The organism is Ferroplasma sp. (assembly GCF_037442045.1).
GTDB lineage: Archaea > Thermoplasmatota > Thermoplasmata > Thermoplasmatales > Thermoplasmataceae > Ferroplasma.
In genome coordinates, this window is the sequence record NZ_JBBIRC010000057.1 from 1 (window position 1) to 6,990 (window position 6,990).

The 6,990-nt window shown below is 33.2% G+C and carries 10 protein-coding genes; 4 read left to right on the forward strand and 6 right to left on the reverse strand.

All coding sequences use genetic code 11. The features are described from left to right. Together WKI77_RS06790 and cobS are read left to right on the forward strand one after the other, a co-directional pair. On the forward strand, positions 1–429 hold a 429-nt coding region (locus WKI77_RS06790), incomplete at its 5' end, for a gamma carbonic anhydrase family protein (protein WP_337861072.1). Beyond that, on the forward strand, positions 422–1,168 hold the full coding sequence (gene cobS / locus WKI77_RS06795; protein ID WP_337861073.1) for an adenosylcobinamide-GDP ribazoletransferase: 747 nt from the start codon (positions 422–424) through the stop codon (positions 1,166–1,168). The genes WKI77_RS06790 and cobS, both read left to right, overlap by 8 nt. On the opposite strand, the gene WKI77_RS06800 is transcribed toward cobS, so the two are convergent. Continuing rightward, positions 1,148–1,534 carry a hypothetical protein gene (locus tag WKI77_RS06800; RefSeq protein WP_337861074.1) on the reverse strand — a complete coding sequence of 129 codons (387 nt, stop codon included), beginning with the start codon at positions 1,532–1,534 and terminating at the stop codon, positions 1,148–1,150. The two genes, cobS and WKI77_RS06800, sit on opposite strands and share 21 nt — an antisense overlap. 81 nt (positions 1,535–1,615) lie before the next feature. Here WKI77_RS06800 and WKI77_RS06805 point away from each other — a divergent pair, with 81 nt between their 5' ends. Then, positions 1,616–2,116 carry an ArsR family transcriptional regulator gene (locus WKI77_RS06805; protein WP_337861075.1) on the forward strand — a complete coding sequence of 167 codons (501 nt, stop codon included), beginning with the start codon at positions 1,616–1,618 and terminating at the stop codon, positions 2,114–2,116. Beyond that, a complete protein-coding gene (locus tag WKI77_RS06810; protein ID WP_337861076.1) occupies positions 2,113–3,150 on the forward strand; it encodes a tRNA (cytidine(56)-2'-O)-methyltransferase in 1,038 nt (345 codons plus the stop codon). Before WKI77_RS06805 ends, WKI77_RS06810 begins: the two co-directional genes overlap by 4 nt. A gap of 221 nt (positions 3,151–3,371) precedes the next feature. Here the strand turns inward: WKI77_RS06810 and WKI77_RS06815 are convergent, their stop codons facing one another. The 5 genes from WKI77_RS06815 to WKI77_RS06835 all read right to left on the reverse strand — a co-directional run. Further along, on the reverse strand, positions 3,372–3,800 hold the full coding sequence (locus WKI77_RS06815) for a HEPN domain-containing protein (RefSeq protein WP_337861077.1): 429 nt from the start codon (positions 3,798–3,800) through the stop codon (positions 3,372–3,374). Beyond that, the gene (locus WKI77_RS06820) at positions 3,797–4,183 is read right to left on the reverse strand and encodes a hypothetical protein (RefSeq protein WP_337861078.1); all 387 of its coding nucleotides are present in this window, start codon (positions 4,181–4,183) and stop codon (positions 3,797–3,799) included. The genes WKI77_RS06815 and WKI77_RS06820 overlap by 4 nt, the downstream gene beginning before the upstream one ends. 104 nt (positions 4,184–4,287) lie before the next feature. Then, a complete protein-coding gene (locus WKI77_RS06825; protein WP_337861079.1) occupies positions 4,288–4,461 on the reverse strand; it encodes a hypothetical protein in 174 nt (57 codons plus the stop codon). A gap of 247 nt (positions 4,462–4,708) precedes the next feature. Beyond that, positions 4,709–6,250, reverse strand: a complete 1,542-nt coding sequence (locus WKI77_RS06830; protein ID WP_337861080.1) for a hypothetical protein — start codon at positions 6,248–6,250, stop codon at positions 4,709–4,711. A gap of 135 nt (positions 6,251–6,385) precedes the next feature. Beyond that, on the reverse strand, positions 6,386–6,990 hold a 605-nt coding region (locus WKI77_RS06835), incomplete at its 5' end, for a winged helix-turn-helix transcriptional regulator (RefSeq protein ID WP_337861081.1).

The window sequence follows — 6,990 nt, forward strand, 5'->3', positions numbered from 1 at the left end:
ATGGATTCAGCAGTTATCAGAGGAGATGAAAATGAAATAAAGATAGGAGATGACAGCAACATACAGGACAATGCAACAATACATGTAAACCTTGAATACGGGACATATATAGGAAAAAACGTTTCAATAGGCCATAATGCCATAGTCCATGGCGCAACCGTCGATGATGATGTGCTTATAGGGATGGGTGCAATAGTTTTAAACAATGCACACTTGAGATCAGGAACTGTTGTTGCTGCCGGTGCTGTAATACCTGAAAATTTTGAATCAGAAGGAAACTGCATGATTGCAGGTATACCGGGAAAGGTGAAAAGGACTGGAGAACATTATTTTACAATGGCACATTTAAATTCTTTAGAATACTTAAAGCTGAATGAGGAATTCAGGGATGGAAAATATCAAATTTTAAAAGGAAATATGCATGAATAAATATATTAAAGGCATGGCATCTGCATTCTCATTTTTTACTGTAATACCTTTGAGGGGAAATTATGAAATAAATAGTTATACAATGTATTACATAACATTTACAGGGCTTGCTGTGGGCCTGATTGCAGCCATACCATATTACTTCATAAGCAATTATAGCAGTATTGCGGCTTCTGCTGTGGCAGTTTCAATAATTATTTTATTATACGGCTTCAATCACTTTGATTCCATAATGGATTTCGGAGACTCTGTAATGGTTCGGGGAAAGGAAGAAAAACAGAGAGTTATAAAGGACAAATACACTGGCTCAGGGGGAACAGGCTTGGCCTTTGTAGTATATATAACTTCAATTGCATTCCTGACATATTTTAGCCCATTAGAAGGATTCTTTACAATCATTTCCGGAGAAATAGTATCAAAATATGCAACAATGATCTCAATGTACAGATCAAAACCCTTCGGTGAAGGCCTTGGGAAGATTTTTATTGAGAAAATCAATAAGAATGCCATAATTTTGAATATTATCCCATTAATTCTGGCATTTGCATTTAACTTATATAATATGGCAATAGCATTTATTGTTATAATTCTTGCTTATCTATTAAAATCAACAATGGAAAAACACTACGGTGGAATAAATGGAGATTTAATAGGAAGTACCGGTGAAATATCCAGGCTTCTTTTTTATATAATATCATTTATATTTATTGCATTAAAATTAAACCTGTTTCTTCTTTGATTTTGTTGAAATCATCTGGTCGTATTTAATAGAATACTTAATCTTTTTATTCCTTATTTCATGCGCCACTTTTTCTGTTAATTCTTCTATTTCTTCTGACATAATATTCCTGTAAATGGTTAATTCCTTCCTATCCTGTGGAAAAATCATTTTAAACCTTGTATTTTCTCTTCTGTATCCAAAGGGCTTTTTATTTTTCCTCATCTCTTCCATATTTAATTCTAATAGTATATCGTCAAATTGCTTTTCCTCTGGATTTAATTTTGATTCACTTTCTACTATTTCCCACATATCCGGAAAGTATTTTTCAAGATCTTTCCATTGAAAGTTGTTCTCAAATATGATATGCCCGCTGTAATTTTTCACATATGTTGATATATAGATAATACATTAAGTTTTTCTTTGCACTTAGAAATTATTATATTTTATAGTGTAATACTGTATTGAATGGTTAACAGGATTAAAGTTATAAATGATGTTGGGGAACTGGTTACTATATTCCATGCCGCTGACACAGAAGTAAAACGAAAGCTGCTCCTTGACCTTTCCACAGGCTGGGTAACAATGCCGCAGATCGATGAGAAATATGGCACTGAGGGTAAAAAATCACTGCTTTACCTGGATAAAATACGAATGATAGAAAGCCAGTGGATTACAGGCAATAAAGGCCCGGAAAAAGCATATCATACATATTATACAAACGTTCAGATTAATTTAATTGGATCAATGTCAGATTTATCAGATATAATATTTGCAACAACGTTGAATGATGAACAGCTTCAGGATTACGAAGGGAAGATCACGGGCATGATGGTCAATGGTGGTGTATTTGTTGGTGACGTTGCAGATTCACTGAAAATTTCCCAGACACTTTTAAAGGGAATAGTAAACAGATCATCTATTCTAACCATTAAAGGATATAAAATAGAACTGGTAAATGGCGCATGATTACAGTAATAAGAATCGGGCACAGGCCGTTCAGGGACAAAAGAATTACGACACATGTTGCACTTGTTGCAAGAACTTTTGGCGCAGACAATATACTTGTTGATGAAAAAGATGAGACTTTAGAAGAAACTGTAAATAAAGTTACAGAGAACTTTGGCGGGAATTTTTCAATTAAATCCGGAATTAACTGGAAAAAGGAATTTAAGGATTTTAAAGGAGTTAAAGTAAATTTATCAATGTATGGAATTAATGTTGATGATAGAATTGGTGAGATTAAGGAAGCTGCAATGGATAAGGATATGATTATACTTGTTGGTGCCGAGAAAGTACCAATCGATGCATACAATATTGCAGATTACAATATTGCAATCGGGAACCAGCCACACAGTGAGGTTTCTGCACTTGCAATATTCCTTGACCGCTTTTATGGCGGAAAAGAATTAAGAAAAAAATATGAGGGAAAAATGAATGTCATTCCCATGGATCATGGAAAACTTGTAAAATTTATTCCTGATGAACAGCAATGCATGAAAATTTTATATGAAGAAAAAGCAAATGAAAGAATTATTGATCATGTAACAACTGTTTATAAACTGGCAATGGCAATTGGAAATTATGCCCATGCTGATATGAAATTAATACAGGCAGGTTCACTGCTTCATGACATTGGAAGGACAAAAACAAATGGCATTGGCCATGCAGTAGCCGGTGCAGATATTCTCAGGGAAAAGAATATTGATGAGGCTGTTGTAAAAATAGTTGAAAAGCATACAGGGGCAGGCATACTTCCGGATGAAGCCAGAAGCATGGGGCTTCCTGATCGTGATTATATACCGGAAACGCTGGAAGAAAAAATAGTAGCACAGGCAGATAATCTTGTATCGGGCAAAAAAATAGTAACTTTAAACGATACAGTAGAAAGATATGAATTGAAAGGATTAAAGGAACCTGCTGAAAGGATTAAAAAACTGCATAAGGAACTTTCTGAAATTTGCGGAAAGGACCTGGATGAAATCGCAAAAGAAGTGCAATAAAAATATTTTATATTTTTATAAGGAAAGAGAAATGGGAAGCATTGATCTTTATTCATAACGATTTCAAAGTTACGTAATAAGGATGGTTGCAATGGGATTATAATTTTTAGATCCGATGCTTCTATTTAAAGTGATATTTTTATTATATTGCCCTTAAATGTAAGGAAATAAGTTTTATCTGTTAAATAATTCAATACTAAAAAGCAATTCTGCCCTAATGATTATTTATTAAGGTTTAATCTGCCAAGAATTTCTTTTGTATTTTGGGCAACAATTATTGAAGCTTCAGCTTCCTCTTCTATATTATTTATACAGCCATCATAATCAGCCATGTTTCTTACAATCCTTAGCCTCGTGAGATTTTCACTAATTTCAATTAAATCTTTTCGAATTTCTTCATTATCGTTTTTCATTGATAATTCTTCAAATGCGTCGCAAATTTCTCGATGCACATCAGCAGTTTTTTTAAAATGTCGCCCATAGGTTTCCAGATAATTCTTACTATAATGAAATATGAAATAATAGGACCTGCTGATCGAGCTTCTATAAATGGCTTCTTCCAGACTGCATTTTTCCCTTAATTTAAATTCTTGAACGTTTTTTTTAAGCTCAATAGCCAGAGTTAAATAATCTTCCCACTCAAAAGTCATTCATATTCTACTCCTATAACAAGTTTGTTCTTTGTATTTGGCTTAATTCCCAGCCACCATTCATAGTCGAATTTTTTTAGCAAATTTATTGCTTTAGCTGGGGTTTCTTCAGTATATATTTTCAAGTAGAGAAATTTAAAATCTGTTATACTTTCCGGGTCGTTTTCAACTGATATTTCCAGCCTTCGATCTTTAAAGATACCATTAATTATACCTGAGCTTTCTTTAATAATGTCCAGTAGAAATGGATTTCCACTAATGAAGTATTTAACTTCCAATTTGTCTTTAAATTTTATATATTTCTCAAGCTCTTCAATTTTTTTATTAAATAAGGCAGATTTTATAGTTTTATGATATTTATTGAAATGCATATTATTCTTCATTTGATGTTCTGGTGTTGAATATTGAAAATTTAATTTGTTGTGATTATTTTTCTGGAGAATCGAAATATCACCCAATTGACTAAAGGTTTGTTCCATCATTTTTATCACTTTTTAATATATATTTCTCCCTTTTCATTAATTTCCATATGCCATGCGCTCCCAAGATAATATTCTTTAGATATATCAAGAGGAACCATTAACTGAATCATATTAGTATAAGTTTCCGATGTTATAGGAGAATCGTTATCCTCTATTCTTTCCTTAATTTCGTCGGTCATAGAAACAGGAGTTCCAAAGGTAATCTGTGCAACGATGTTACCAGTGGCTATATCAGTTACTCGTTGTATTGCAATAACCTGAATATTTTTACTTTCATTATTTTTTATTTTCCCACCAGTTAATTTATATAAAAGCTATATTTAAACATAACTCATGATAATTTTATAGCCAAATGTAAAACATTGAGAAGGCTTCCAAAGACAGGTTATTATCGGGCAATGTGTTTGGCAAATTAGTAGATTATAGTTACACATTTTTGAGTTCATGAAATTTTATAAAATATTCCAGTGCATCATCCCTGTATACTACAGTTTCGGGAGTCAAATTTGGAGAAGATGTGGTTAAAAGGCCTAAATCTATTAAATAATACATTATAACATATGGAACATTATAGTAAGATGCACTGAATTCCATAACCTTTTTTCTAAATTCCCGGCTATCAGGATCTTCTCTAACCATATAATTGAATTTCAGGGCACGAATGATCTTAAAGCATTCTGTCCCACCGTATATCTCTGGCAATATGTTTTTTATATATTCTGGAGTGTCTTTTTGTGCCAGAGTTTTCAATGTAAATTCTGTTAATACTTCTTCGAGCCTGCACAGTATTCGATTTTTCTTATCACGGCATTCAAAGATGGAATCATATATGCCATTTTTTATCATATTATCAATTTTTGTTTCATTTAATAAATTATATCCCTGGGGGAGTGGGTCAAAATTAACAATTTTCCTGGTGATCCATTTTTCCCTGGCCATATAAAATAATATAGATTCTAAATAGTCCATATTAATTCCCAAAAATATTGCTATTTCCTGTGCGGTTCTTCTTTGCCTGTGCCTGAACATCTGGTCCAGTGCTTCAAAAACTTTCCTTACAGTTATATCTAAAGCAAAATTAGCAGGCGGCATTTTAACCCCTGCAAGTTCTTTGTTTTTTTTTCGGTGTTTATCAACACGGTTGCATAAAGAATAAAATTCATCCGGTACGGCAAAAAATACTATATCACTGATATTATGCGTAAACATTGCAATTATAAGCCCGTTATTAAGAAGGTTCTGCAAGGATTTCCCATTTTCAGATAAATACCTGTATAAATTCTGCAATTTAAATAAGTAATTATTCTGCCCACTCTTTGATACTGGAAACTCGTCAAATAATTTTGAAGGTTTAATAAAACCACCCGATTCCAGGATATAATCCATAATTATACGGCCATTCTCTGGCAAATTATTATAAACATTACACGTATTTGAAGCAAACTTTTCCGATAGATTTATGATTAAATCATAATGGTTTAAGGTTAAATCCATGCCATTTTTGCTTGCCAGCCTGATTAGTTCTTTTTCATTATAATAACCGTAAAGAGTGAAGGTATTAAATTTTGCAAAATTGTCGCTTATCCATTGTGATGCTAAAATTTCAATTGGTATAGCCAAAAATTCAGGGCAATCCATATCAGGGATAACAAATAATGCCAGCTGATCTATGCATTCCTTAATGCCAGGAGTGTTATCTATATACTCTCTGGTTACCGGCATCTTCCCATCAAACATTACAACTTTTTCCATGATTTTGCTTGCATCATCAGATAATTTCGGTGTATCTTCAGAAGCACTCCCGTAAGACATGACCCTAGCTTCAAGTACTTCAGGCAGTACGTCCATTAATTTTTTCTCATCCCCTGGAGCTCTTTCAATGTTAGGAACAACCAGTTCTATAATTTTGTCCAGATATGGCTTTGATATGCCTGCAAGAATATCACTTATTGTATAATAATAGTTCATTCGTATATAAAAATATAAAGAAAATAAACTTTTCCTTTTTTTAATTTTTTATACCTATCATTTATGCAAAGTCAATAAAAGTGTTCGAACCTTTATAGAAAAGGCCGCAGCAACTGGAAAAGAAATTGGATAAAATCACTTTTCATCCTTTTTGGAAATCAGGAAACGGCACACGCTTGACCCGTTAACCTGCCGGTGTGTTGATTTGACATCTGCGTCAAGCACATTGGAAAACATCTCTGTTTCCATTGAGCATGCAATTCCAAAAATTTTTGATATTGAAAGTATTGGGCAGTTATACTCTGTAAGCTCAAAATTTTCCTGTGATTTTTTTACTTCTGGATAATAATCGGCATTTCTTCTGAATCTGGCAAGATCATTTACCTTCTGCTCAAGATTTTTTCCCGGCATTGCACTGGAATATTCTATTCTTACTTTATCGTATCTGTCCTTTAAAAATCCTTCCAGGATTTTCCCATTGCCGGTATTTTTCATATAATCCATGAAGTCGTTTAGCATTGCATCTGAACTGGTTCCTAGCTTCATATTAGAAGCTTCTGTTGCATAAAATGCATATGAAGGCCTGCCCACATCTTTTTTTACGGTTTTTCTTGCAACTGCGCCCTGTTGCTCCAGAACAGATATGTGGTTTAAAACCCCCATTTTTGAAATGGAAAGGTTTTTTGCCAGATCATCAAGTGACATGCCTGGAAACTCTTTCAATAAGAGTATAATTTTCA

What these genes read in the sequence shown, in the direction of transcription:
- cobS (WP_337861073.1), top strand. Translation starts at nt 422, where the DNA reads ATGAATAAATATATTAAAGGCATGGCATCTGCATTCTCATTTTTTACT.
- WKI77_RS06805 (WP_337861075.1), top strand. Translation starts at nt 1,616, where the DNA reads ATGGTTAACAGGATTAAAGTTATAAATGATGTTGGGGAACTGGTTACT.
- WKI77_RS06810 (WP_337861076.1), top strand. Translation starts at nt 2,113, where the DNA reads ATGATTACAGTAATAAGAATCGGGCACAGGCCGTTCAGGGACAAAAGA.
- WKI77_RS06815 (WP_337861077.1), bottom strand. Translation starts at nt 3,800, where the DNA reads ATGACTTTTGAGTGGGAAGATTATTTAACTCTGGCTATTGAGCTTAAA.
- WKI77_RS06820 (WP_337861078.1), bottom strand. Translation starts at nt 4,183, where the DNA reads ATGAAGAATAATATGCATTTCAATAAATATCATAAAACTATAAAATCT.
- WKI77_RS06825 (WP_337861079.1), bottom strand. Translation starts at nt 4,461, where the DNA reads ATGACCGACGAAATTAAGGAAAGAATAGAGGATAACGATTCTCCTATA.
- WKI77_RS06830 (WP_337861080.1), bottom strand. Translation starts at nt 6,250, where the DNA reads ATGAACTATTATTATACAATAAGTGATATTCTTGCAGGCATATCAAAG.